Source organism: Halomonas colorata, assembly GCF_014897985.1.
GTDB lineage: Bacteria > Pseudomonadota > Gammaproteobacteria > Pseudomonadales > Halomonadaceae > Vreelandella > Vreelandella colorata.
The window spans coordinates 1-25,986 of sequence record NZ_JABUZA010000047.1; the positions used below are offsets into that span (position 1 = coordinate 1).

The 25,986-nt window shown below is 55.1% G+C and carries 19 protein-coding genes and 1 pseudogene; 12 read left to right on the forward strand and 8 right to left on the reverse strand.

The window, feature by feature from the left end; translation table 11 throughout:
• Positions 1-168: 168 nt before the first annotated feature.
• Positions 169-1,542: a 2-oxoadipate dioxygenase/decarboxylase HglS gene (gene hglS / locus INT33_RS17830; RefSeq protein WP_192538660.1), complete on the forward strand. Its 1,374-nt coding sequence runs from the start codon at positions 169-171 to the stop codon at positions 1,540-1,542.
• 56 nt (positions 1,543-1,598) lie between these two features.
• On the opposite strand, the gene amaA is transcribed toward hglS, so the two are convergent.
• The 3 genes from amaA to amaB all read right to left on the reverse strand — a co-directional run bounded on the left by amaA (position 1,599) and on the right by amaB (position 5,940).
• Positions 1,599-2,891, reverse strand: coding sequence for an L-pipecolate oxidase (gene amaA, locus INT33_RS17835; protein WP_172116939.1), 1,293 nt, complete (start codon positions 2,889-2,891; stop codon positions 1,599-1,601).
• 54 nt (positions 2,892-2,945) lie between these two features.
• Positions 2,946-4,382, reverse strand: coding sequence for a Na+/H+ antiporter NhaC (nhaC, locus tag INT33_RS17840; RefSeq protein WP_172116940.1), 1,437 nt, complete (start codon positions 4,380-4,382; stop codon positions 2,946-2,948).
• 64 nt (positions 4,383-4,446) lie between these two features.
• Complete coding sequence (gene amaB, locus INT33_RS17845; protein WP_192538659.1) at positions 4,447-5,940, reverse strand: L-piperidine-6-carboxylate dehydrogenase; 1,494 nt, start codon at positions 5,938-5,940, stop codon at positions 4,447-4,449.
• A gap of 124 nt (positions 5,941-6,064) precedes the next feature.
• Here amaB and gcvA point away from each other — a divergent pair, with 124 nt between their 5' ends.
• A complete protein-coding gene (gene gcvA / locus INT33_RS17850; protein ID WP_172116942.1) occupies positions 6,065-6,952 on the forward strand; it encodes a transcriptional regulator GcvA in 888 nt (295 codons plus the stop codon).
• Here gcvA and INT33_RS17855 read toward each other — a convergent pair.
• The 5 genes from INT33_RS17855 to INT33_RS17875 form a co-directional block, all read right to left on the reverse strand.
• Positions 6,921-7,838, reverse strand: a complete 918-nt coding sequence (locus INT33_RS17855; RefSeq protein WP_172116943.1) for a LysR substrate-binding domain-containing protein — start codon at positions 7,836-7,838, stop codon at positions 6,921-6,923. The genes gcvA and INT33_RS17855 overlap by 32 nt on opposite strands.
• Positions 7,839-7,910: 72 nt before the next feature.
• On the reverse strand, positions 7,911-9,869 hold the full coding sequence (locus INT33_RS17860) for a TRAP transporter permease (protein ID WP_192538658.1): 1,959 nt from the start codon (positions 9,867-9,869) through the stop codon (positions 7,911-7,913).
• 59 nt (positions 9,870-9,928) lie between these two features.
• Complete coding sequence (locus INT33_RS17865) at positions 9,929-10,924, reverse strand: TAXI family TRAP transporter solute-binding subunit (protein WP_192538657.1); 996 nt, start codon at positions 10,922-10,924, stop codon at positions 9,929-9,931.
• A gap of 398 nt (positions 10,925-11,322) precedes the next feature.
• Positions 11,323-12,879 carry a BCCT family transporter gene (locus INT33_RS17870; protein ID WP_192538656.1) on the reverse strand — a complete coding sequence of 519 codons (1,557 nt, stop codon included), beginning with the start codon at positions 12,877-12,879 and terminating at the stop codon, positions 11,323-11,325.
• A 259-nt stretch (positions 12,880-13,138) separates the two neighbouring features.
• Positions 13,139-13,843, reverse strand: coding sequence for a DUF481 domain-containing protein (locus INT33_RS17875; RefSeq protein WP_192538663.1), 705 nt, complete (start codon positions 13,841-13,843; stop codon positions 13,139-13,141).
• A gap of 164 nt (positions 13,844-14,007) precedes the next feature.
• Between INT33_RS17875 and INT33_RS17880 the strand changes: the two genes are divergently transcribed.
• The 10 genes and pseudogenes from INT33_RS17880 to urtE all read left to right on the forward strand — a co-directional run bounded on the left by INT33_RS17880 (position 14,008) and on the right by urtE (position 25,970).
• A complete protein-coding gene (locus INT33_RS17880; RefSeq protein WP_192538655.1) occupies positions 14,008-15,690 on the forward strand; it encodes an ATP-binding protein in 1,683 nt (560 codons plus the stop codon).
• Positions 15,691-15,722: 32 nt separating this feature from the next.
• A pseudogene (locus tag INT33_RS17885) lies at positions 15,723-16,427 on the forward strand (response regulator); the annotation flags it as partial.
• Between the two features lie 205 nt (positions 16,428-16,632).
• On the forward strand, positions 16,633-17,631 hold the full coding sequence (locus tag INT33_RS17890) for a Bug family tripartite tricarboxylate transporter substrate binding protein (protein WP_192538653.1): 999 nt from the start codon (positions 16,633-16,635) through the stop codon (positions 17,629-17,631).
• 111 nt (positions 17,632-17,742) lie between these two features.
• The gene (locus INT33_RS17895; protein WP_192538652.1) at positions 17,743-18,225 is read left to right on the forward strand and encodes a tripartite tricarboxylate transporter TctB family protein; all 483 of its coding nucleotides are present in this window, start codon (positions 17,743-17,745) and stop codon (positions 18,223-18,225) included.
• 38 nt (positions 18,226-18,263) lie between these two features.
• Positions 18,264-19,763, forward strand: coding sequence for a tripartite tricarboxylate transporter permease (locus tag INT33_RS17900; protein ID WP_192538651.1), 1,500 nt, complete (start codon positions 18,264-18,266; stop codon positions 19,761-19,763).
• Positions 19,764-20,249: 486 nt separating this feature from the next.
• Positions 20,250-21,539 carry an urea ABC transporter substrate-binding protein gene (urtA, locus tag INT33_RS17905; protein WP_225736215.1) on the forward strand — a complete coding sequence of 430 codons (1,290 nt, stop codon included), beginning with the start codon at positions 20,250-20,252 and terminating at the stop codon, positions 21,537-21,539.
• An 89-nt stretch (positions 21,540-21,628) separates the two neighbouring features.
• Complete coding sequence (gene urtB / locus INT33_RS17910) at positions 21,629-23,245, forward strand: urea ABC transporter permease subunit UrtB (RefSeq protein WP_192538649.1); 1,617 nt, start codon at positions 21,629-21,631, stop codon at positions 23,243-23,245.
• A 6-nt stretch (positions 23,246-23,251) separates the two neighbouring features.
• The gene (urtC, locus tag INT33_RS17915; protein WP_192538662.1) at positions 23,252-24,430 is read left to right on the forward strand and encodes an urea ABC transporter permease subunit UrtC; all 1,179 of its coding nucleotides are present in this window, start codon (positions 23,252-23,254) and stop codon (positions 24,428-24,430) included.
• Positions 24,427-25,263: an urea ABC transporter ATP-binding protein UrtD gene (urtD, locus tag INT33_RS17920; protein WP_192538648.1), complete on the forward strand. Its 837-nt coding sequence runs from the start codon at positions 24,427-24,429 to the stop codon at positions 25,261-25,263. The genes urtC and urtD overlap by 4 nt, the downstream gene beginning before the upstream one ends.
• A complete protein-coding gene (urtE, locus tag INT33_RS17925; RefSeq protein WP_192538647.1) occupies positions 25,263-25,970 on the forward strand; it encodes an urea ABC transporter ATP-binding subunit UrtE in 708 nt (235 codons plus the stop codon). The genes urtD and urtE overlap by 1 nt, the downstream gene beginning before the upstream one ends.
• The last annotated feature ends 16 nt before the right edge of the window (positions 25,971-25,986 follow it).

Genomic DNA, 25,986 nt, shown 5'->3' on the forward strand with positions numbered 1-25,986 from the left:
TGGACGCCCCCGGGAACGCGGGAAGACTGCTGGCGACGGGCTATTCGTGCCGAAGTCAGGTAAAGCGCTTTTCCCATATAAGCTTACAACATCCCTTTCAGGCACTATTAGCACAACTAAAATCGAACATTCCCTTTCACCGTAACAATATGCATAGAGAGCTGTGAAATGAACAACGCACTGTTTTTAGCTACCAATGATATCCGCGATCGTTTCTCCAAAGCCATGTCAGTGATGTACCAAACGGAAGTGCCCCAGTACGGCACGCTATTGGAGTTGGTCGAGCAGGTAAACCAGGAAACGCTTAGCCAGCAGCCAGCGCTACGCCGCCGCCTGGAAGCCCAGGGCGAGCTTGCGCGCCTTAGCGTAGAACGCCACGGGGCGATTCGCGTGGGCTCAGCCAAAGAGCTATCCATGCTGCGCCGCTTGTTTGCCGTGATGGGAATGTACCCGGTGGGCTATTACGACCTTTCTGAAGCTGGGGTGCCGGTTCACTCCACAGCGTTTCGTCCGGTTGAGGATGACGCGCTGGCCTGCAACCCGTTTCGCGTTTTTACCTCGCTGCTGCGTCTGGAACTCATCGAGAGCGAGACGCTGCGCCAGCGTGCCGAAGAAATTCTGGCCAAGCGGGATATTTTCACGCCCGCCGCTCGTGAGCTTATTGAGCGTTTTGAAACCCAGGGCGGATTAACCTCTGAAGAGGCGGATCAGTTCGTCAAGGAGGCCTTGGAAACCTTCCGCTGGCACCAGGATGCCACGGTCGACCTGGACACCTACCAGGCGTTGAGCGATGAACACCGTCTGATTGCCGATGTGGTGTGTTTTCGCGGGCCGCATATCAACCATTTAACGCCGCGCACGTTGGATATCGACGAAGTTCAGCGCCGTATGCCAAGCGTTGGCATGAACCCGAAGGCAGTCATCGAAGGCCCGCCGCGCCGTGAAGCGCCCATTTTACTCCGCCAGACAAGCTTTAAGGCATTAGAAGAATCGATTCGCTTTGCAGGCGATGCCCAAGGTACGCATACTGCCCGCTTTGGCGAAATCGAGCAGCGCGGCATGGCGCTCACGCCGAAAGGGCGCGCGCTTTACGATCAGCTGCTTAATGAAGGGCGTAAACAAGCCGCGGGGCTTGATAACAACGCCCACCAGGCGGTTATGGACAAGGTATTTGCCGCCATGCCTGATAGCGATGAAGCAATGCGCCGAGAAGACCTGGCTTACTTTCACTACCACCTGACAGAGGCCGGTAAAGCCGCTTCAGGCGGTGTCAATGCTGATATCGACGCCTTGATCGCTCAAGGGCTGGTGGAAGCGCAACCGATTACCTATGAAGATTTCTTGCCGGTTAGTGCGGCAGGTATCTTCCAGTCAAACTTAGGCGGAGGCGAGAACGCAGCCTATGCGGGTAACGCCAATCGGGATGCTTTTGAAGAGGCGCTAGGTGCTCAAGTGACCGATGAACTGGCGCTTTATGCCGAACGGGAACAGGCTTCTAAACAGCATGTGTTGGCCCAAATGAGCTCCACTGCATCCGTATGAGGCGCCATGCTAACAGTATGCGCCCTTAAGGGCGCATACGGCTAATGTAGCTTGGATTAGATCAGTACTCTTAAGCACTGGCCCGCATGATATAGCGCAAAGCCACTTTCATAAGCACAGCGCCATAGCGGGCGCGCTTTGATTTGCTTGGGCTGTGAAATTGGCAGGGGCAGCAGGCTATCGTCGCCACTGGCTATGTAGTGGGCAAAGCCTTCACCCACAACGGTACCCGTAGTCACACCACGCCCGTTATAGCCTGTCGCTGCTAGAATGCCGGGGGCTGGCTCAAACAGGCGCAGCGTATGGTCAGGCGTAAACGCGATCTTACCCGTCCATGTGTAGTCCCAACGTACTTTGCCAAGCGCTGGGAAGTAATGATTCTGAATGGTATCCGCCCAGCAACTAAGATAACTAAGTGGCTTACCTTCGCCCTTACCCAGACTGCCAAGCAGCAGCCGGCCCTCCTTATCACGGCGTATGCTACTTAGCACGGTACGGGTATCCCAGGCGCCTTGGCGCTCGGGAAGAATTGCATCGGCAGCATCACCGCTTAGCGGTTCTGAAGCAAGCTGGTAGTAGTGACCAATAAAAAAATGTTTGCGAACCTGGTTCCAGGCATCTTCTGTGTAAGCATTTGTGGCTATGACGACTTTATCGGCCGTTACGCTACCGTTGTGAGTCAATACGCGCCAACGGTCTCCTTGTCGCTCAATGCCCGTAACACCGCTTTGGCAGTAAAGCGTAGCCCCCAGATTATGAGCGGCACGGGCAAGCCCACGTGTATAAGCGCAGGGGTTTAGCGTGCCTGCCCGCTTATCCAGCAGCGCCGCTTTAATTTTTGCTGTCCCGGTGATCTGCTCGCAGGCGTCACCGGTTAATAAGGTAACGGGGGCGCCACGGTTTTGTAGCTGATCCCGGCGACGTTCAAGCTCTTGGCCTCCTTTGGCATTATGGCCAAGATGAAGTGTGCCTTCTCGTGTCGGGTCACACTGAATGCCGTAACGTTCAATAGTCTCGAACACTTTGGCGGGAGCACCGCCCAGCACGGTATTCGCACGCTCGCCTTTCTCTGCACCCAGAGCGGCTACGATATCGTCGGGTGGAATCCAAAGCCCTGCATTGACTAAGCCAACATTGCGCCCTGACCCACCGCTGGGGATATCCCCTGCCTCTAATAGCGTCGTTTTGATACCTTTTTCTGCCAAATGAAGCGCTGTGGAAAGGCCTGTTATACCTCCGCCCACCACGCAGACAGTCGCTTCTTCATGGTGGCCGAGTGACGGGTATTGGAAAGGCTCTTCTGTGCTTGTTTGCAGCCAAAGGCAGCGCTCGGAGAGGGCGGTTTGCATTTTATAATATCTCCTGAAAAAAGCGCAGGCCGGCTCAAGGGCCGACCTTGTTTGTTACGCTGTTGGTTGAGAGGAGAGCGTCGTTTTGGAGGGGGCGGCGGCATCCTCGTGGGGAATAAAACGGCCGGTTAACCCCCAAAGTAGGCCGAACAAGGGAGATAACCAGCAAGCAAAAGCGAAAGGCGCATATGCCAAGGTGGGGACACCGATGGTGGATGCCACAAAACCGCCGCCCATATTCCAGGGAATCAAGGGAGATGAAAGTGTGCCGTTATCCTCGATCGCGCGTGAAAGCGTTGATGTTTTATAACCCATCGCTTGATATTGCCCTTTCAGTAAGCGGCCTGGCAGTACTAGCGTGGTATAGACATCCCCGATGATGGTGCTGACCGCAAGGGTGGTGCCCGAACTTGTTGCGATCAGGCTAAAGCGCCCTTTAATCAAGCGCATCAACTGTTTAATAATTGCATCTACGGTGCCATAGGCCTCCAGCATGCCAGCAAAACCTAAGGCAAAGAACGTTAAAGTAACGACCCACGTCATTGAGAGTACGCCACCACTGCTTAACAGAGCATCAATCGCGGTATTGCCAGTGTTACTGCTAAAGCCATTTTGCATGGCATCAAATACTGCGTGCAGGGTTTCTCCCTGAACGCCAATCGCAACCAGCCCGCCTAGCGCTGCCCCGGTGAAAATAGTGGGGAAGGGTGGAAACTTGGCAAGTGCCAGGGCGATAACGACACACGGTGGAATCAGGGTTACCCAGGAAAGGGTAAAAGTGTCGTCCAAAGCTTGACGAAATGTGGCTATATCGGTGCTGTGCTCGAACTGTCCGCCATAGCTGGCACCCAGCCAGATATACAAAATAAGTGCTATCAACATGGCCGGCACGGTAGTCGCCATCATGCTGCGTATGTGCGTCCATAAATCTGTCTCACACACAGCTGGCGTTAAATTGGTGGTTTCTGACAAAGGCGACATTTTATCGCCAAAGAACGCGCCGGATACCAATGCCCCACCGGTCAAATACATGGGAATGCCGAGGCCCTCTCCGATCCCCATTAGGGCGAGCCCAAGGGTGCCGATAGTTCCCCAGGAGGTGCCTGTAGCAAGTGATACCAAAGCACTTACCAAGCAGGTAGCAACGAGAAAATACGATGGGGAGACAAGTTGGAAGCCATAGTACATCAGCGTTGGTACCGTGCCAGAAAGAATCCAAGTGCCGATAACCATGCCAACTGCCATGAGAATAAAAATCGCAGGTATACCTAGTTTGACTACCTCAAGCATCGAGTTTTCCATTCTTTGCCAGGGTACGCCGCGAATGCGCCCACAAAGCGCGCAAATCATAATGCCGAAAGCCAATGGGATGTGGGGGGTGAAGTCTGAGAAAACAAAAAACTGCAAAATCAAAATAGCAGTGGTGGCAAGGAGCGGTAATATTGCCATCACTAAACCCGGCGTCGGGCCGATTTGGACATCGTCACGCATAAATCACCTTCTTTTTATTTTATCGTGAGGGCCCGACAAGTGAGGGCCCTCAATAGCGAGAGGTTTAGTCGAACTTAATTCCTTGAGCCAAAGGCAGTTCTCGAGAGTAATTGACGGTGTTTGTCTGGCGACGCATATAGCTTTTCCAAACGTCAGACCCTGATTCGCGGCCGCCACCGGTTTCTTTCTCGCCGCCAAAGGCGCCACCGATTTCAGCGCCGCTCGGGCCAATATTAACGTTGGCAATACCGCAGTCACTGCCTACCGCAGATACGAACGTTTCAGCTTCGCGTACGTCGGTAGTGAAAATGCATGATGACAAACCCTGGGGAACATCGTTATTAGTGGCAATTGCTTCGTCCAACTCTTTGTAGGTAAGTACATACAGAATGGGGGCAAAAGTTTCATGTTTCACCAGCGAATTTTGCTCGGTCATCTCAACGATCGCCGGAGCAACGTAGTAGCCGGCATCGCTACCGGCAATCTCCACACGATCACCGCCAAACACCTCAGCGCCATGCTCGCGCGCTTTGGCCAGCACGCTCTGCATGGCGTCAAAAGCTTGGTGGTCGATCAGCGGTCCAACTAGATTGCCTTTAAGTGGGTTGCCAATGGTAACGGCGCTATAGGACTTCTTCAGTCGGGATAGCACTTCGTCTTTAATGGATTCATGCACAACCAGGCGGCGCAGGGTAGTGCACCGCTGGCCAGCAGTGCCTACTGCTGAAAACAGAATTGCACGGGTTGCCATATCCAGGTCCGCGCTTGGGGCGAGCACCATGGCGTTATTACCGCCCAGCTCAAGAATGCTACGGCCAAAACGTGCTGCCACCTTGGGACCTACTTCACGGCCCATGCGCGTGCTGCCAGTGGCACTGATAAGAGCAATACGAGGGTCATCCACCAACTGCTCACCAGCTTCTCGCTCGCCAATAATCACTTGGCTTAGGTGCTTGGGAGCATCGTCACCAAACTGCTCAATAGCGCGATCCAGTAGTGCCTGACAGGCTAGTGCGGTTAAGGGGGTTTTTTCTGATGGCTTCCAAAGCAAACTGTTGCCACAAACCAGGGCGAGTGCAGCATTCCATGCCCAAGGAGCTACCGGAAAATTGAAGGCCGTAATCAGTCCAATCGGACCTAGGGGATGCCAGCTTTCACGCATATGGTGGCCTGGTCGCTCGGAAGCGATGGTCAGACCGAACAGTTGTCGTGACTGACCAACGGCAAGGTCGCAGATATCGATCATTTCCTGCACTTCGCCAAGCCCTTCCTGCAAAATCTTGCCGCACTCCCATGTTACTAGTTCACCCAGTGCTTCTTTATGCTGGCGTAGTTGATCGCCGAATAAACGAACTAGCTCGCCGCGGCGGGGAGCAGGAACACTTCTCCAGGCAAGAAAGGCTTCTTCTGCGTTGGCAATCGCTGTATCCACTTCGCTTTGTGAGGCCACTTTTAGGCGTCCAATTTCACTGCCATCGACTGGCGTGGTCACCACAAGATCTCCGCCTTGATATTGATGAGTTGCCACGCCCATTTTTTCCATTAGAGAATGAATCATTCTTATACCTCGTATTATGTTTTGAATCGCATGGATGTGATGCCAGTATTGCTAGGCTTTGAGCAAGCGTTCAAACGATGATTAAGAAAAATATCATTCTTTTTTTTCATTAAGTGGGGTTGGCATGCGCCGTAATCATTTGCCGTCTTTAACGGCTTTGCACTGTTTTGAGGCAGCTGCACGGCACCTTAGCTTTACTCGTGCGGCAGATGAATTAAGCCTGACGCAAAGCGCGGTAAGTAAGCAGGTCGCGCAACTTGAAACTACTTTGCTACACCCTTTGTTTCGGCGAGTGAGAAAGCGCCTTCACCTGACGCCGGAAGGTGCTGTGTACCTAGGTGAGGCGCGTAAAATTTTGGCTCAGGTAGAGATGTCGACACGCTATATGCAGTCGTACGGGGTGGAATCAGACGTGCTCAATGTGGCAACTTTGCCAACCTTTGGAGCACGTTGGCTAATCCCACGGTTGAATGGGTTTCGCCATCAGCACCCCTCTATCAATCTCAATATTTCCAATCGCTCAGAGCCATTCGATATGCAAAAAGAGCGTATTGAAGTGGCTTTCTTTTTTGGCCACGGGGTATGGCCGAGGGCGGAGTGCATTAAACTATTGGACGAGGAGCTGGTTCCTGTTTGTGCACCTTCGACGATTAAGCAAAAGGGAGTGGATACCCCCTTGGCACTAACTGGTTTGGTGTTATTACAGGTGTCCACTCGCCCCGAGGCGTGGCACGAATGGTTCGACGCGCAGTCGCTCTATACGGAACACAGTTATCACGGCCCGCGATTTGATACGTTTTATATGGCATTACGCGCAGCGCGTGCGGGCTGCGGTGTGGCGCTGGTACCGAAATTTCTAGCTCAAGAAGAGCTTGACGAAGGCAAACTGATTATTCCTTGGCAATTCTCGTTAAAAAGCAAGGATGCTTACTACATGGCATATCCAGAACATATGACGGAACTTTATAAAGTACGCGTTTTTATCGAGTGGATTTGCCAGCGTTTGGATTAATAGCGGCACTGGCCGTAATGTGCTCGACGAAGCGGCGTACTTTACCCAGTTCACCCAGGTGCTCAGGGTAAACAAGATAATACGCGCTCTCGCTGTATAACCGATGCGGCCAGGCGAGTACAAGGCGCTCGGCGGCCAACTCTTCATCCACGGTAAAGTGTGGCACTAAAGCAACGCCCCCACCTGCCATGGCGGTGCGTACCAGCATGGGGAAGGTTTCAAAACGAGTGCCGTGGTAGCTGCGATCAGTGGTGATCTGTTGTCCTGCAAACCAGTGGTGCCAGGCATCCGGGCGGGTAGAAAGGTGAAGTAGTTGCAGCTGGGCCAAGTCACTCGCAGTATGGATAGGGTGTTGAGCCAGAAGCGATGGAGCGGCAACCGCGACCATCTCCTCATCTACCAGTTTATGGCAAGCAAGATTAGGCCAACTACCGTGACCATAAAACAGCGCAATATCGATATCTTGTTGTTCAAGGGCAAAGTCTTCAACCCTGTCGTGAAATTCCAGGCTAATGCCCGGGTTTGCAGCTAAAAAGGGGGGCAGCTTGTCCGCTAGCCAACGGCTGCCAAAGCTTGGCAAAGTGGCCACTTTAAGCACTTCGCTATTGCCGCTATAAGTCATGATGGCGTGAGTCGACATCTCTATCTGGGCGAGTACCTTGCGTACGTCGCTTAAGAAGATGGCGCCCTCTGGTGTCAGCACAAGCGTGCGTCTTACGCGGCGAAACAGCTTATGCTGCAGCGTAGATTCAAGGTGGGCGACCTGCTTGCTGACCGCACTCTGGGTCAGGCTTAACTCATCGGCCGCCCGGGTAAAGCTCATATGGCGCGCCGCCGCCTCGAAACACTGCATGGCGGCGGTTGAAGGAAGGTTGCGTGAGGCCAAGGGGGATGCTCCTGATAACCTGTGAATCACCCCGGCAGCCAAGCACCGGGGTAATGTTGAGGTGATCATAACTCATGAAGCGAGTGGCTGAGCATCCTGGAAAGCATCCTTTCGACGTGACTGCCACCAGCCAATGGCTGCCATGGCAATCAGTCCTAAGCCGCTGGTCATTAGTTCAGGGACGACCATGGCAAGCCCGGCGGCCAAGAGCACTAGACGCTCCCATACGCGGGAGTCGCGAATAAAGTAACCCAGTAATGCGCTGCTGACGCCCATGATGCCGAGTAGTGAGAAGGCCAACGCACTGATCAACCCAATCGGTGTCGGGTCGACCAATACCAGCATAGGATTATAGATAAATGCGTAGGGGATGATAAAGGCCCCTATGGCCAATTTAACGGCGGTAAAGCCGGTCTTCATCGGATTAGCCTGAGCGATGCCTGCGCCGGCAAAGGCCGCCAAGCACACTGGCGGGGTGATATCCGCGATGATGCCGAAATAAAACACGAACAGGTGTACTGCCATGGGGGGCAGGCCAAACTCGTTGATCAGCGCTGGTGCCGCGATGGTGGCCGTCACCACATAGTTGGCCGTGGTGGGTAGGCCCATGCCCAGCACAATGCAGGCGACCATGGTGAACAGCAGGGCAAGTATCAACACGCCGTCTGCTAGACTGATGATACCGGCTGCAAATTTCGCCCCCATGCCGGTCATGCCCACGACGCCTGCAATGATGCCTGCACACGCGACGGCGGCAATGACCGGCAAGGCCACGCGAGCCCCCTGTTCAAAGATATTGAGAACGCCTTTCAAGGTAGGTCGCGTCTCTTTACGCACCAGGCTCACCGCAAAGGCACAGGCGATACCCAGCAAGGCCGCCCGCTGAGCCGTAAACCCGATGCTGATCGTGGTCACGATAACCAGCAGCGGCAACAGCATGTAGCCTTTTTCCAGCAGCAGTTTACGCTTGCTGGGCAACTGGTCCTTGGGAAGCCCCAGGATACGGTGGCGCTTGGCTTCAAAGTGGACGCCAATAAAAATACCGGTGAAATAGAGAATGGCCGGAATCAACGCGGCAAACATGATCTCCCGGTAAGAGACCCCCACATACTCCACCATGATGAAGGCAGCCGCCCCCATCAGCGGCGGCATGATTTGCCCGCCGGTTGAGGCTGAGGCTTCAATGGCGCCTGCGACTTCAGGCTTGAAGCGAGCATTCTTCATCATCGGGATAGTGAACGAGCCCGAGGCAACGGTATTACCGATTGAGCTTCCGGAAATCATGCCTTGTAGTGAGCTTGCCATGACGGCTGCTTTCCCTGCTCCGCCGGTAAAACGGCCGGTGGCAGCAAACGCCAGATCGTTAAAGAAGCGGCCCACGCCGGTATGCATCAATACCACGCCGAAGAATAGAAACAGGAAGATAAAGCGCGCCGATATTTGCAGCGGTGTGCCAAATACCCCGCTTTCTCTAAACCATAAATATGGCGAGATCTGCTCAAGGGCAAAACCCGGATGCGAGAGTAAAGGACTCGGAATCAAGTTGCCAAACAGCGCGTATAGAATCGCTAACGTAGCCATGATGACAATGGGCATGCCAACGGTACGGCGGGTTGCCTCCAGAACAAACAGTACGCCGAGCACGGCTATGGTGAGATCAAACGTAGAGTAGCCGGTAATCCGGGCGCGCAGCACCTCTTCATAAAAAATGATTTTATAATAGGCTGCAAAGGTTGCCGCGAAGGCCAGTACGATGTCGTACCAGGGAACACCATGGCGAGGGCCAGTGCCACGTGTGGCAGGAAATAGGATGAATATCATCCCAAGGGCCATGCCGAGGTGAACCGCGCCTTGCTGCTGCGAAGGAAGCGTGCCGAAATACGCGGTGTATAGATGGAAGCAGGTGAGGGATACGCCCATCAGGGTAATGAGCCAAGCCCATTTGCCTAATTGGAGCGGCGAGCGTATCTGCGACTCGCGATCATATTTCTCTAATAGCGATGCTTCGTCAGGAGTTTTTTTTTTATCCACGTTTAAGCCTCATGCGGATGACGCCGCTGGTTTACCCAGCGGCGGGAAGGGATCACAAATTAATTGGCCAGGTCGCCCAGACTTTCGATCTCGGAGCGGTCACGAGTGACAATCTGGATGACTTCCGGGTAGATATGCCCGATGAATGCGACGTTATCGATAGCACCACCGTCGAACTCACCACGGCCTGCAACGGCGTCTTGCGCCGGGGCGTGAACCGTCATCCCCAGGTCCATATTGTTATCGCGGATGCTGACCAGGTTCTCGATGGAGGCACCGGTTTCGATATTGGTAAAATTCTGGCCATCCAGGTAACGATTCCAGATAGTCGCCATTTCGCCACCCAGTGGGTAATAAGTACCGCCTTGGCTACCGGTGCCCAGAACGAATTCACTTTTCGGTTCGATATCACCAAGCTCTGCCACGGGGTTATCGACCGTCAGCCCTTGCTCCTCATAGTAGCGCTTGGCACCAGGATGAATCGGCAGGCCTTCAGAGCCGTTCAAGGCATTTTCCAGGGTCATGAAGGCTGACTGAGCGTGTGTATTCTCTTCAGCGTGTTCATGCATCAAACGCGCCAGCTCATAGCCGAGTTCTTCATCAATCGTCTGGGTATTGCCGACCAAGACAGCGTAGGCCGTGATGGTTTCTACATCCTGGTCCTGAAAGTCGTAGCTACCTGCGGGAATCGTGAAACGCTTATAGGCACTATTGGCTTCTATGTAGTCGATCGCCTCGTCACTTAGACCCAATAGTCGAGCGTCACCGCTTGAAGCCTGCAGGTTTTCAATACTACCTGAAGGCAAACCAAGAATGCCGATCGAAATATCAATGTTGCCATCTTGTACGCCATCAAGTGCAGCGCCAAAGCCCTCTTGATACGTGCTGTATTTGTCCTTGCCTATACCGTAGGCATCAAACAGCAGTTGGGAAACGCTTTGCGTTGTACTGGCAGGAGGCCCAATAGCGATATTAGGCTTACTGTCGCTACTACATCCCGCTAGTAAAAGACCAGCACTTAAGCCACAGCAGACCTTGGACAGGTAAGGTTTCATATTAACTCCTGCTAATAAAATTATTTTTAATAATTCAGATGCGCCCATAGCTCGATCAAGTCTTCGCTTTATGAGTGAAGAGTGACTAAGCGGAAAAGAGAGCGGAAAATAGACTGGCTATTGTTCACACACACGGGGCAGCAGACAAAAGAAATTAAGTTGCGTATGCATTCCATTTTCTCATAGTCAGAGTGAGAATTGCTTGTCAGCTAATTACAAAAGCACCATTTACATGAAATTAAATTTCATAAGTTACTTATAACTAGGGGAGCGGCGTAGCTTAACTCTGTAAAATGCTAGTTAAAATTAGCATTGTTTGTATTCAATGTGGGAATGCATGGCCTCATACAATAAGGCCATGCACATCACATTCAGATGAGAAAGATTTACCAGAGTCGCTAGCTGTCAATAATGCCCTGCTCCCGGGCCATGGCGAACGCCGCTTTCGGGCCATCCCAAAGGGAGGGCAGCAGAATCAAAGATACCGGCACGGCGGTAATCACGATGAATTGCTGGAGTGCGGCGATCTGGCCTTCACGCATGGCCAGCAGCACCGCGGCCATGATCGTCATGGTCACGCCCCAGAAGGCGCGTAGAAACGGGCTGGGCTCATCGTGGCCCGCACCGACCATGGCAATGGAGTAACTCATGGAGTCGCCGGTGGTGGCCACGAAGATGGTCGTCAGCAGCAGGATTGCCAGCGCCATCCAGGTACCGCCAGGCAGCGCCTGGGCCAAGGTGAGCGTGGCGATATCGAACTGAAAGTTCGTCAGCGCATCGGTCAGTTCGATCACGCCGGTCAACTGGTAGTAGATGCCTGAGCCGCCCAGCAGTGTGAACCAGACCGTGGTGGCGATGGGGGCGATGACCGCCACGGCCAGAATCATCTCGCGAATGGTACGCCCGCGCGAGATGCGCGCTACGAAGATCGCCATCAAGGGCGCAAAGGCGATGAACCAAGCGTAGAAGAACACGATCCACCACTGCATCCAATCCGCCGGCGAGGTTTCCGCGGTGGCGGTGACCATCTTGAAGAAGTTGTCCAGGTACGTGCCCATGCTGGCAAAGTAGCTGTTGAACAGAAACAGCGTCGGCCCGAACAAGAAGATGACCGCGCCGATGCCCAGCGCCAGCATGACATTGAAGCGGCTCAAGAGCTGCATGCCCTTGTGTACACCGCTGACCGCTGAAAGCACGTACACCATACCCAGGGTCGCCAGAACCAAAAGCCGGGTAACGAAGGTGTTAGGCAGCCCGAACAGCACCTCAAGGCCATGGCTGACCTGGGTCGCCAGAAAGCCGACCGGACCGACGGTGCCCGCTACCACTGCCAATACGCAGCAGGTATCCACGACGCCACCCAGCGGGCCACGCATTACGCGCTCACCGAATAACGGGTAGAGCAGGGTGCGTGGTTGCAGCGGCTGGCCTTTCACGTAGTGGGCGTGGGCCAGCACGATTGCGGTGAGCGACCCCAGAATTGCCCAGCCGACGAATCCCCAGTGGGTAAACGACTGCGCGAGCGCGCCAGGCACTGCGGCGGCCACACCCGGGTCGGTATCGAAGGTGGGCGGCACGTTCACGAAGTGATAGATCGGCTCACCGGCGGCGAAAAAGACACCACCACCGCCCAGCAGCGTACACAAGATGATCGAAAGCCACTTAAAGGTGCTCAGTTCCGGTGCATCCAGGTTGCCGATCTTGGCGTTGCCGGCTGGCGTCAGCGCAAGCCCGATGGCGATGAAGAACGTCAACAGCATCAGAAACTGGAAGTAGGTACCGAAGGTCAGCGCGCTCCAGGCAAAACCCTGGCTGATCGAGTCAGCGACAAGGTCCAGATCGTAAAAGGAAAGCGCTAGAAAAAGCACGATAAAGCCAATGCTTAACGTGAGTACGATGGGGTCGCCAAGCGAAGAATGCTTATAGCTTTCAGCATCGGAGATTGGTTGGTTCATCAATAAGAACACCTTGGTGGAACATGAGGAAACAGCGCAAATGCGGAAAGCGCAGCAAAAAAAAAGCGCCATTCATTGAATGGCGCGAGGACAGGAAACTGGCGCTAGTATATCGTGCGACTAGACCAAAGTCGAACGTGATTGGATTGGATGCTTAAATATGGGAGCTTAAAACAAGGCAATGCACCATACTGGAGCGATGAAAAAAACAAAGCCGGTGTTAATATTGGCTGGCCAGCCAACATAAGTGTTGCTTTGACTACCAGTGATAAAGTAGCGAGGCGCTGGTGGTGTTATCGGTGCGTTCGCTGGCGTCGTCCGGCGGCTGAGAATTGTGTTTAATTTCATGGGACAAGCGTAGCGACATACGCGAGTTGAGCCTGGCGGTGAGCGCTGTCAGTGATCTGCCCGTGATGTTTTGCTGGGTGTACTCCACCGACATTTCCTGCTCGATATCAGCGTAATCCGAAAAGCCCCAGTGATAGGCCAAGGCGGTATAGGCAACCGCAAGCTGTTCGTTATCAGCGTCGCGCAAGCGGTCATTCCGGTAGCCTGGGCCTGCCTCAAGCGAAAGAGAATGGCGCGAGCCTTCTAACAGCTGGCGGCCATAACCGCCGATCACGGAAAGCTGCTGGTCGTAACCCGCAAAGCGATCTTTCTCCCAGCGGGCAAAGCCGAACACGTAGTGTGGGCCGTTGAAATCATAGCGCTCGCGGCCAGCTACCAGATACTGCTCGGCGCTGGTTTCGCCATCCTTGCTCACGTTACGCACCTCGCCGCGCAGCGAATGTATAAAATCGCCGGTCAGCCAGGTCAAGCGGGACTTGCCAATCAGCGTCTGACTATTGGTGTTACCGGAAAGGTGGGTAAAGCCAAGTTCAGCGTCGCCGCTAAAAATCGGTGCGTCGTCGGTGGGTGGCGGGGGCGCATAAAAAGGATTAGCGGCCGCCGGACTGGCAAGCATAAGACTTAAATAAGTAGTGCTGATAAACAGACAGCCGTTCGACGAAATAACGCGTTTAAATATGCTGAACACCCAACGCCTCCCTGAATGACATAAAAGATGGCGATTAACGCCCCCTTGCTGCGCATGTCATAATGACGTTGTCGCGCATTTTGAGTTCCGCCATGACTGATACCCGCCCCCGTACCTTAGCTGAATTACAGCGCTGGCGCCGTACTCGTGCGAAACGTCGCTGGTATAAACGTAGCTTTCGTTTGCAGGTAATGCTGTTGGTGGGGTTACTGCTGGCCGGCATGCTACTGGCTCAAGGTACATATCTCAATCACCGCAAAGCAGAGATTATCAGCCACCAGATGGGCGAGCGGGCATTGGCGGTTGCAAAAACGGTGGCGGGCATGCCGCAGATTGTAAATGCGTTTGCCACGCCTGACCCGGCGCTGATCATTCAGCCACTTGCAGAGCGAGTGCGTATAGAAACTGGCGCGCGCTATGTGGTGGTCGGCAATGCGCAGTCGATTCGCTATTCACACCCTGTCACAGAGCGACTTGGCGAGGCGATGGTGGGCGGGGATAACGACCAGGCGCTTATTTATGGTCAGTCCTACGTGTCCGAGGCGACCGGCACATTGGGGACCGCTATGCGCGGTAAAACCCCGATTTGGGATGAAGAGGGCAATATTATCGGACTCGTTTCCGTCGGCTTTATGATGGACCGGGTAGAGATGGATGTTGCGCGTTACACCAGCTTCGGCTGGGCGCTCGTCGCGCTGATGATTGCTTTGGGCTTTGCCGGTGCGTATTGGTTATCCCAGCACCTTAAGAAGGTGATTCTAGGCCTGGAGCCTTATGAAATCGCCCGGCTGGCAATGGAAAAAGAAGCCATCTTGCAGTCCATTCACGAGGGTATCCTGGCGGTTAATCGCGATGGCTATATTACTCTTGTGAATCAACAGGCCAGACGTTTTCTCAATCTGCCCGATGAGCATGTCATGCTGGGCCAGCCGATTCAGGATGTGGTGCCCAACACCCGCCTATTGGAAGTGCTCAAGCACGGCGAGCAGGAGTTTGATCAGCAGATGTGGCTGGGTGACCACCCGGCGGTGGTTAACCGGGTGCCCATTCTGCATGAGGGAGAAATCGAAGGCGCGGTGGCCACGTTTCGAAGCCGTCGGGAAATCATCGACCTTTCCCAGGCGCTCACCCAGGCAAGCCGGGATGTGGATATGTTGCGTGCCCAAGCCCATGAGTTCTCCAATAAGCTCTATACCATTTCCGGGCTCCTTCAGCTTGAGCGCATTGACGAGGCGCTGGCGCTCATTCATCAGGAAACCGAGCGGGCGCAGGCACAGATGAGTTTCTTGATGCGCAATGTCGCCGATACGGTGCTCAGCGGTACACTGTTGGGTAAACTTACCCGGGCACGTGAACTGGGCGTGACGCTTGAGATCGACGAGCAGAGCTCGCTCTCCTGCCCGCTGACCCCGACCGGGCAGGAAGTCATGATGAGTGTGGTCGGTAACCTGCTGGATAATGCCTGTTACGCCGCGCTTAACGGCCCTAATAGCAGCGCGCCCAGCGTACGACTGTTTTTCACTGATTTGGGTGAGCAGTTGCTGATTGAAGTAGAGGATAATGGTCCAGGCGTACTCCCCGAGCATGCCGAGTCGGTGTTCCAGGAAGGCTTTTCTACTAAAGCGGGCAAGCATTGCGGCATCGGCTTGGCGCTGGTGGCAAGGCTTTGCCGACAGCATGGTGGTGCCGTAACGCTTGAAGAGAGCGAGCTGGGCGGCGCCTGCTTTATTGCAGTGCTGGACCGCTCACTGTGCGCTGAACCTGATGCGCCCTAAGCATAATAATGACGCCCGTAAAAGGAGTGAGCATGCCTGCAACCCAATACGGCATTCTGGTTGTCGAAGACGATTTTCGCATCGCCGACATCCACAAGACCTTCATTGAGCAAAGTGATGCCTTTCACGTAGTGGGTATGGCGCGCAATGGCAGCGAAGCCAAAGCCCTGATGGCCGAGCATGCTGACCATATCCATTTGATCTTGTTGGATGCCTATCTGCCGGATGTAGAGGGGCTAGAGCTTCTATGGGCCATTCGGCGCGACTATGTGCATGTGGATATCGTGATGGTGACCGCTGCACGCGAGGTCGACACCATCGGTGAAGCGCTGCGCTGTGGTGTTTTTGACTACCTGATCAAGCCCATCGAAGCCTCTCGAATGCACCAGACGCTCATGCGTTTTCAGCGTGAGCGCGAAGCGCTGGCCAATCAAAATGAAATGAACCAGGATGAGCTGGATCAAGTATTGGCACGCTTGATGCCTGACGCCAGCCCCCGCACGCCGGTGGGCAGTTTGCCCAAGGGGATTGATCGATTAACGCTGCGCAGCGTGATCGACGCATTGACGATCTCGTCGCTGCCGCTAACGGCGATGCAGGTGTCTAAAGCCATGGGCGCAAGCCGCTCGACTGCCCGCCGCTATCTGGAATTTCTGGTCGCCGAGCAGAGCGTGGCTGCTGAGCTAGGTTATGGCGATGTGGGGCGTCCCGAGCGCCGCTATCGCCTACTTGAGAGTGGATGGACACATTATAAATTCTATTTACAAGCCCTATTTATAAACCCAGTGCGTGAGCATAATGAACAAAACGCTCACAATGCACTTTTTGTTCTTTATGTTCACAAACTTGTCGGCAAGGGGCGACCTCTTCTAACGTTCGCGGCGTAACCACGAAATAATAACAGTGGACCACACAACAACATATATATGTGGAGAACGCCAAATGACCTCGCTTTCCTTGAAGCGCTTAGCCGTAATTGCCCTACCGATGGCCGCTCTGGCGGGTATGAGTGTCACTGCCCAGGCTCAGGAGTGGACGCCGAGCAAATCGATTGAGTTCGTTGCCCCCGCCAACCCGGGTGGCGGCTGGGATACGCTGGTGCGCACCATGTCGCGTGTTATTCAGCAAGAAGAACTGGCTGACAAGAACTTTGCCGCAATCAACGTACCTGGCGGTGGTGGTGCGGTGGCCTGGGCGCAAATCGCTCGTGATAGCGGTAACCCACACAAACTGTTTGCTACTAGCCCACCAGTGATTCTGGTTCCGCTTGCCGGTGCGTCGCGCTACGATCACACCGACTTCACCCCGGTGGCACGCATCAATACCGATTACTCGATCATTCTGGTAGCCGCAGACTCTGAATATCAGGATCTTAACGATCTGTTTGCGGCACTCAAAGAGAATCCCCGCCTGAGCGTGGGCGGCGGCAGTGCGCCGGGCTCGATGGATCATATTTCTGTCGCAGGCCTTGCTTCGGCAGCTGGCCTTGATGCTTCAAGCATTAACTATATTCCGTTCTCAGGCGGTGGCGATGCCATGACCAACCTGATGGGCGGGCATATTGAAGCGGTCATTACCGGTGCGGGTGAGTCGGTGGGCCAACTGGGTGAGGGCAGTCAACTGCGCGCCCTGGGCGTATCTTCCGAAGAGCGTCTGGGCGGTGGATTAGCTGACGTGCCGACCTACCAGGAACAAGGTATCGATTACACCTTCGACATCTGGCGTGGCGTGATGGGCACCCCGGATATGCCCGAAGAAGCAGTTGCCTACTACGAAGATCTGTTCGCTGAAATGCTCGAAACCGATGCCTGGCGTCAGGCAAGCGACCAGTTAGGTTGGATCGATGCCTATCAGAACAGCGAAGAATTTGGTGTCTTCCTTGATGAGCAGCAAGAGCAGTTCAGCAGCGTGCTGAGCGACCTTGGCCTGCTGCGCCAATAAACACCCTATAGAGCAATGCTGTGTTATCCCAGCGGCCAATGTGCCGCTGGGTGCGTCTGTTCGTGACGTCCCTGTCCGAAACGACTGGGCGTGTGCTCCCGGAGAATTCCAATGACTAAATTGAATACCAACCAGTGGCTGGCGGTGGTACTGGCGCTCTTCGCTGCTGCCTATTTGGCCATGGCGTGGCAAGTGCCTACGTTTCCGTTGCCACGCCCGGTCGATTCTGACCTGTTCCCCAAGGTATTAGGTGTCGCTCTGCTGCTGCTGGCGGCCTTTCTGTTTTTTGAAAAACCTGGCGCGATAGCCGGCGCAGATGAGATTGACGAAGAAGCCACTCAGGGCCCGCTGCTGCTGACGCCTTGGGCGCGCGTTATTGTCACGTCACTGGCGATTGCAGCGTATGCGCTGCTACTAGTGCCGTTAGGATTTGTCCTGGCTTCCACGCTGCTATGCGTAGGGTTGACTGCCTACTACGGCTATCGCCGCCTAATAGTCAACATTGCCACGTCGTTGGGAGTGGTATTAGCCCTCTATCTCACCATGACACGGGTCATGGATGTGTATCTACCGACGGGCGTTTTGCCTTTCTAAACAAGCCGTTTTAGCAGGTCTTTAAGAGGGTAACTCTCATGGATGCCTTGAATAATCTTATGTACGGCTTTGGCATCGCGCTTGAGCCGATCAATATCGCTTACGTTTTTGCCGGCGTGTTTGCTGGCACGATTATTGGCATGCTGCCGGGGTTAGGCCCCATCAGTGCACTTGCCTTGATGATTCCGATTACCTTTGCCATGGAGCCATCTTCTGGCTTGATTCTCATGGCGGGAGTTTATTACGGGGCTATTTTCGGTGGCTCCACGTCATCCATCCTGCTTAATGCGCCAGGGGTGGCGGGCACGGTGGCTACTTCGTTTGACGGCTATCCCATGGCCAAGAAAGGGCTGGCGGGTAAAGCGCTTGCCATAGCCGCCTATTCATCTTTTGTGGGCGGCACGGTGTCGGTCATTTTCTTGATGCTGGTGGCTCCGTTGCTCTCCAAGGTGGCGGTTAGCTTTGGTCCGGCTGAATATTTTGCCCTGATGGTATTGGGCCTGACCGCCGTTGTGTCGCTGTCTGATAAGTCGCTGGTAAAAGGCTTAATCGCCGCGGTTGTCGGGGTAATGATCTCGATTGTCGGCATCGATATGCAAACTGGTACTGAGCGCTTTACCTTTGGTTCGGCGCAGTTGCTTGACGGCATTGATTTCCTGGTGGTCGCGCTGGGTATTTTTGCGCTCGCTGAGGTGTTCTACATGCTGCTGCGTGGCGGGGGCGGTAAAGAGACGCCACGCAATGCGATTGGCTCGCTAAAACTAACCCGTTCTGAAGTGAAAGAGATCGCCGGACCGGTTGGCCGCAGTTCGGTACTGGGCTTTTTCACCGGCGTTTTGCCTGGTGCTGGCGCCACTATTGGCTCGTTTCTGGGCTACAGCATGGAAAAGCGTATTGCCAAAGATGGTAATACCTTCGGTCAGGGCAACATTAAAGGGGTGGCAGCTCCTGAAGCCGCCAACAATGCGGCGTGTACCGGCTCATTTGTACCATTATTGACGTTGGGTGTACCGGGTTCGGGCACCACGGCGGTACTGCTGGGCGCGCTGTTGGTGATGGGCGTTACACCTGGCCCGATGATGCTTGAGCAACGCCCGGACGTGTTTTGGGGCGTGGTAGCCAGTATGTATATCGGCAACATCTTCCTGCTGGTCTTGAACCTGCCGCTGATTCCGCTGATTGCCAAAATTCTCGACCTCCCCAAGCCGCTGCTGCTGTCGCTGATTCTAATCTTCTGCATGATCGGCGTTTACGGCATGAGCTTTAGCGTGTTTGACCTGCTGCTGCTGTTGGGCTTTGGCCTGCTGGGCCTGGGCATGCGCCTGTTTGGCTTCCCGGCGGCCCCGCTGATCCTGGCGTTGATTCTGGGCAATATCATGGAAGAGTCCATGCGCCGTGCGCTGCAGATCTCCGGCGGTGACTGGACGACGTTTATTGATAAGCCGATTTCACTCTCGCTGTTGGTAATCGCGTTACTGTCGCTTGGCTTACCGCTGTTGAAAAAGCGTCGTAAGCGGGCGGCAGCGGCTGCCGAATAAGCATTTTTTAGTGCTTTTTTAAGTACTTTTTGGGTACTTCTTTAAGTGCTCTTTCAAGCTCTAATCCAAAACGCCCTGGAGTTTCCTAGGGCGTTTTTTTGTATCTGAAGCCTTAACGTGCACTGTTGGTGCAAAGCGTCGTCCTGGTGCATAAGAAGTGTGCGCCGCAAATGCATGGACGCGCTACCGCAGTGCAAAAGATCAGAATGGTAGCTTTTTAAATATATCCAAGCAATTGATTTAAAAGTTAATACTAGCTTTTGTTTCAATGTGGCGCACCCCTTGCAAATGCTAGTGGCTAAGTCCTCGTGGACGTACCGAGTCGATGCCGTACCCATAATAATCACGCGTAATGGCAGTCAGCTCGGTCGCGAAGCCCTCATAACAAGCCCCAGCTATAAAGGGTGCAAGGAGATTCAAGTGGCCATACAACATCACAATGTCCTTTCTCGCCGTTTTATTACTTCTCTACTGGCCGCCGCAGTGATGGGTGCAAGCGCCCAGGCCATTGCCCAAAGCGGCGATCAGAACGACGACCCGATCAAGGTCGGTATCCTGCACTCTCTGTCCGGCACCATGGCGATCAGTGAAACCGTTCTCAAGGATACGGTCGAGATGCTGATTGAGCAGCAAAATGACGCTGGGGGCTTGTTGGGCCGCCAACTGGAGGCGGTAGTGGTTGATCCGGCCTCTAACTGGCCGCTGTTTGCCGAACGTGCCCGTGAACTGCTGGCCCAGGAAGAGGTTGATGTCATTTTCGGTAACTGGACGTCGGTATCGCGTAAGGCCGTGCTGCCGGTGGTCGAAGAGTTAAACGGCCTGCTGTTCTACCCGGTGCAGTATGAGGGCGAAGAGTCATCAGAAAACGTGTTCTACACCGGGGCGGCGCCTAATCAGCAGGCCATTCCTGCCGTTGAATATCTGATCAATGAAGTCGGCATTGAGCGCTTTGCGCTGATCGGTACCGACTACGTTTATCCGCGCACCACTAACCGTATCCTCGAAGCCTTCCTTAAGGATGAGCACGGTATTGCGCAAGAAGACATCATGGTCAACTACACACCGTTCGGCCACTCCGATTGGCAGAATATCGTGTCAGAAATCCGTCGTTTTGGTGAAGAGGGCAAACCGACCGCCGTGATTTCGACGATTAACGGTGATGCCAACGTGCCGTTTTATACCGAGCTTTCTAACCAGGGGATCGACGCCGCCGATATTCCGGTTATCGCCTTCTCGGTTGGCGAGCAAGAGCTTACCGGTATTGATACCGGCCCGCTGGTGGGCCACTTGGCTGCCTGGAACTACTTTATGAGCGTCGATAACGACGATAACTACGACTTTATCGACGCCTGGATCGATTACACCGGCGACGAAGAAACCGTCACCAATGACCCCATGGAAGCGCACTACATTGGCTTCAACATGTGGGCCGAAGCGGTGCGTAAAGCGGGTACTACCGATGTCGATTCGGTAAAAGACGCCATCATCGGTGTGACCGTACCCAACCTTTCCGGTGGCTATGCGGCGATGATGCCTAACCACCACATCACCAAGCCAGTGCTGATTGGTGAAATTCAGGACAATGGCCAGTTCGACATCGTTTGGCAAACGCCCTCAACGGTAGCGGGTGATGCCTGGTCTGATTACCTGCCCGGCTCGCGTGATCTGATTGCCGATTGGCGCAAGCCCATGGAGTGCGGCAACTTTAACGTCGTGAACGGCTCGTGCGGTGGCAGCACCGCCGCTGAAGAAGCCGAAGCGGCACTCGCCGAGTAATTAACTGCGCTAAAACATCTCCCTTGCCGCGCCCCGGCGCGGCAAGGAGCACGCTACCTTCTCACCTGGATAACCAAAGGAAGAACCCTATGAGGCGTTTCCTTTCCTTGGCGATGCTCTGCTGCCTGCTGTTGGGGGTCACCCTCACCGCGCAGGCACAAACAAACACCGCCAATTCCTCACCTAATGATACCGCTGCGCTTGCGCTTCTTGACGCACTGGATGTTGATTCTTACCGCGATAAAGGCGAGGCCATCACCGCCATTTTACAAAGCGACGACGAGCGCGCCCGTGATTGGCTGCAGGCCCTGCTGGATGGCCGCTTGCAGCGTGCCGACGATGGTCAATTTGTTGTCGTACTCGATAACAGTGGCCGCGAGTGGCCGGTGGCAGACGCCTTGACGAATGAACCGCTGGGTGAAATGTCACGTCGCGATCTGGACCGCGTGGGCATCAATAACGCCCTGCGTAACCAGCTGCGCAGTGCGATTGCCGTGGTGGATCTCTACTCGCCCAATCTGGAACGCCGCCGCACCTCCGCCGCTCGACTGCTGGGCGAAGTGGACAGCGAGCTGGTCGAACCGATCAATGAACTGATACTGGAAGAAGACGATAGTCAGGTGCGCACCCGGCTAAGCCAGGCGGTGGCGATTTATCGCGCCGAGCAGGGAGAAATGGCCGGCGTCGAGGCGCTTACCGGCAGCCTGCATCCCCGTGCTCGGGTGGCTCTGAACCGCGCAGCCAATGGCGACGACCCGGTAGTTGCGGATGCCGCCCGCGCCGCGCTTGTCAGCGTGGAACAGAACCTGAAAATCAACCGTGGGGTTGAAACGCTCTACTTTGGCTTGAGCCTGGGGTCGGTACTGGTACTGGCCGCCATTGGTCTGGCGATTACCTTTGGCGTGATGGGTGTGATCAACATGGCCCACGGCGAGCTGATGATGCTGGGTGCTTACACTACCTGGATGATGCAGCAGCTATTGCCCGGCCAGCCGGGGCTGGCGCTGGTGCTATCCATCCCGGCCGGCTTTCTGGTCGCCGCCCTCGTGGGTGTCGCGATTGAGCGCAGCGTTATTCAGTTTCTGAAAGGCCGCCCGCTGGAAACGCTGCTCGCCACTTTCGGTATCAGCCTGATTCTGCAGCAGCTGGTACGCACCGGCATCTCACCGCTTAACCGCACGGTGATTACCCCTGAGTGGATGAGCGGCTCGCTGGTGATCAACGATGCGCTGTCGCTAACCATTAACCGCATGGTGGTGCTCATCTTTGCCTTGGTCGTTTTCGCCGCGTTGATGCTGATTATGCGCCGCACGCGCCTGGGGCTTGAAGTGCGTGCCGTGACCCAGAACCGCGCCATGGCACGCTCCATGGGCATCCGTGCGACACGTGTGGATATCATGACGTTTGCGCTGGGTTCGGGGGTTGCCGGGCTTGCCGGGGTCGCGCTTTCCCAGCTCACCAACGTGGGGCCGAACCTCGGCCAGAACTACATCATCGATTCGTTCATGGTGGTGGTATTCGGCGGTGTGGGCAATCTGTGGGGGACGCTGGTGGCCGGGCTGTCGCTGGGCGTGATCAACCAGGTGCTGGAGCCCTGGGCGGGCGCGGTGCTGGCCAAGATTATCGTACTGGTGTTTATCATCCTGTTTATTCAAAAACGCCCGCGTGGACTCTTCCCGCAGAAGGGCCGGGCTGCGGAGGGCTAACCCATGATGACACGATCTTTTTCAAAACCGTCACTTTCAACAACCCCGTCACCATCAAGCCAGTTTTGGCTCACCCGCCCGTTTGGCGAGCGCGCCACGCAGATTTTCCTGGGCGTGTTGTTGGCTGCGCTGCTGCTCGTCACGGTGCTGCATACCGTGGTGCCTCAAGGTAGCCCGCTGCACGTTAACGCCTACACGGTTAACCTGTTCGGCAAGTACTTAAGCTATGCGCTGCTTGCCGTTGCGGTGGATCTGGTGTGGGGTTATCTGGGCATTTTAAGCCTGGGCCACGGCGCATTTTTTGCCATTGGAGGCTATGCCATGGGCATGTACCTGATGCGCCAGATTGGTGACCGGGGCACCTACGGCCACCCGGAGCTGCCGGATTTCATGGTTTTCCTGAGCTGGGACAGCCTGCCCTGGTACTGGCAGGGCTTTGATATGGCCTGGTTCTCGTTTGCCATGGTGCTGCTGGCGCCGGGGCTTCTGGCACTGGTGTTCGGCTTTCTGGCGTTTCGCTCGCGGGTTACCGGGGTGTATCTCTCAATTATTACCCAGGCGCTTACCTTTGCGCTGATGCTGGCGTTCTTTCGTAACGAAATGGGCTTTGGCGGCAACAACGGCCTGACCGATTTTCGCGAGATTTTAGGCTTTAACCTACGCAGCAACGACACACGTCTGGGGCTTTTCCTGGCCACCGGCGTCGCACTCGCGCTGAGCTATATCCTGTGCCGGGCGATTGTTTCCAGCAAGCTGGGCCGGGTGTGTGTGGCCACACGGGATGCTGAAGCGCGTACGCGCTTTATCGGCTACCGGGTGGAGCGCTTTCAGCTGTTTGTGTTTGTGGTTTCCGCGATGATCGCGGGGCTGGCCGGTGCGCTTTACGTGCCTCAGGTGGGCATCATTAACCCCAGCGAGTTCTCCCCGCTGTTCTCCATCGAAATCGTACTCTGGGTTGCACTTGGCGGGCGGGCCACCCTGTATGGCGCGGTCATCGGTGCGATTTTAGTCAACTACGCCAAGACCATCTTTACCGGGGTAATGCCCGATGCCTGGCTGTTTGCCCTGGGCGCGATGTTTGTTCTCGTGACGGTATTTCTACCCAAAGGCGTGGCGGGGCTTCTGCGTAAGCGCCGCCGTGCCGCTACATCAGACAGCGCGGGTACTCAGGAGGCTATCGTATGAGTTTGCTGCAATCACTCAAAGCCCGCGACCGGGTGTTTGACTTTATGGCGCCAGACGCCTCGCCAGTTGATGTTCGCCATGGCCCGATTCTGTATATGGAAGACGTCACGGTAAGCTTTGATGGCTTCAAGGCGATCAACAACCTCAACTTGACCATCGATGACGGCGAACTGCGCTGCATTATCGGCCCCAATGGCGCGGGTAAAACCACCATGATGGATATCATCACCGGCAAGACGCGGCCCACCGAGGGCAGCGTTTGGTTCGGCAGCCGCCATAATTTGCTTCATATGAACGAGCCGGAGATCGCGAGCCTCGGCATCGGGCGCAAGTTTCAAAAGCCCACGGTGTTTGAAGCGCTAAGCGTGTTTGAAAACCTGGAGCTTGCCATGGCGACTGACAAACGAATATTGCCCACGCTAACGGCGCGCATGACCGGCGAAATCAAGGACCGCATCGACGAAGTGCTGCAAACCATCGGCTTGGTGCCACTGCGCTATCAGCCCGCCGGGATCCTCTCTCATGGTCAAAAACAGTGGCTGGAAATTGGCATGCTGCTGATGCAGCGCCCTCGCTTGCTGCTGGTGGATGAGCCGGTCGCGGGGATGACCGAGCAGGAAATGGAGCGTACAGCCGAACTGCTGACCGGTTTGGCGGGTAAGCAGTCGGTGGTCGTCGTGGAACACGATATGGGTTTTGTGCGCTCAATTGCCCGCAAGGTGACCGTGCTTCACCAAGGAAGTGTGCTGGCCGAAGGCAGCATGGATCAGGTCTCAAGCGACCCCAACGTAGTCGAAGTGTACCTGGGTGCTGACGACGAGGAGGCTGCCTGATGCTGGCAATTGAAAAGCTCAACCAGTTTTATGGGGAAAGCCATACGCTATGGGATCTGGACCTGGACGTACCCGCTGGCCAGTGCACCTGCGTGATGGGCCGCAACGGAGTGGGTAAAACCACGCTGATGAAAGCCATCATGGGCGAAGTGGCGGTAAAAAGTGGCCAGTTGCGCTACCAGGCGAGCAGCGAAGCGGTTGAGCTAACCCAAAAAGCCGTGGAAGCGCGCTCGCGGCTGGGCATTGGCTTTGTACCGCAAGGGCGGCAGATTTTTCCGCTACTCACCGTAGAAGAGAATCTGCGTACCGGCCTTGCCGCACGCAGCGACGGACTAAAAAAAATCCCCGAGCGTATCTATGAACTGTTTCCAGTGCTCAAGGAGATGAAGCACCGCCGCGGCGGTGACTTATCCGGCGGGCAACAGCAGCAGCTTGCCATTGGCCGAGCGCTGGTAATCGAGCCCAAACTCTTGATTCTGGATGAGCCGGGGGAGGGCATTCAGCCCAATATCGTCGCGCAAATTGGCCAGGTGATTCGCCAGCTGATTGCCGAAGACGCCCTAACGGTGCTGCTGGTCGAGCAGAAGCTGCCCTTTGCGCGCAAATACGCCGACCGCTTTGTGATAATGGACCGCGGCCGCCCGGTGGCCAAAGGTGATATCAGCGAGCTTTCCAACGAGCTGATCAAGCAGCACCTAACGGTTTAAGTTATCCCCACCTACG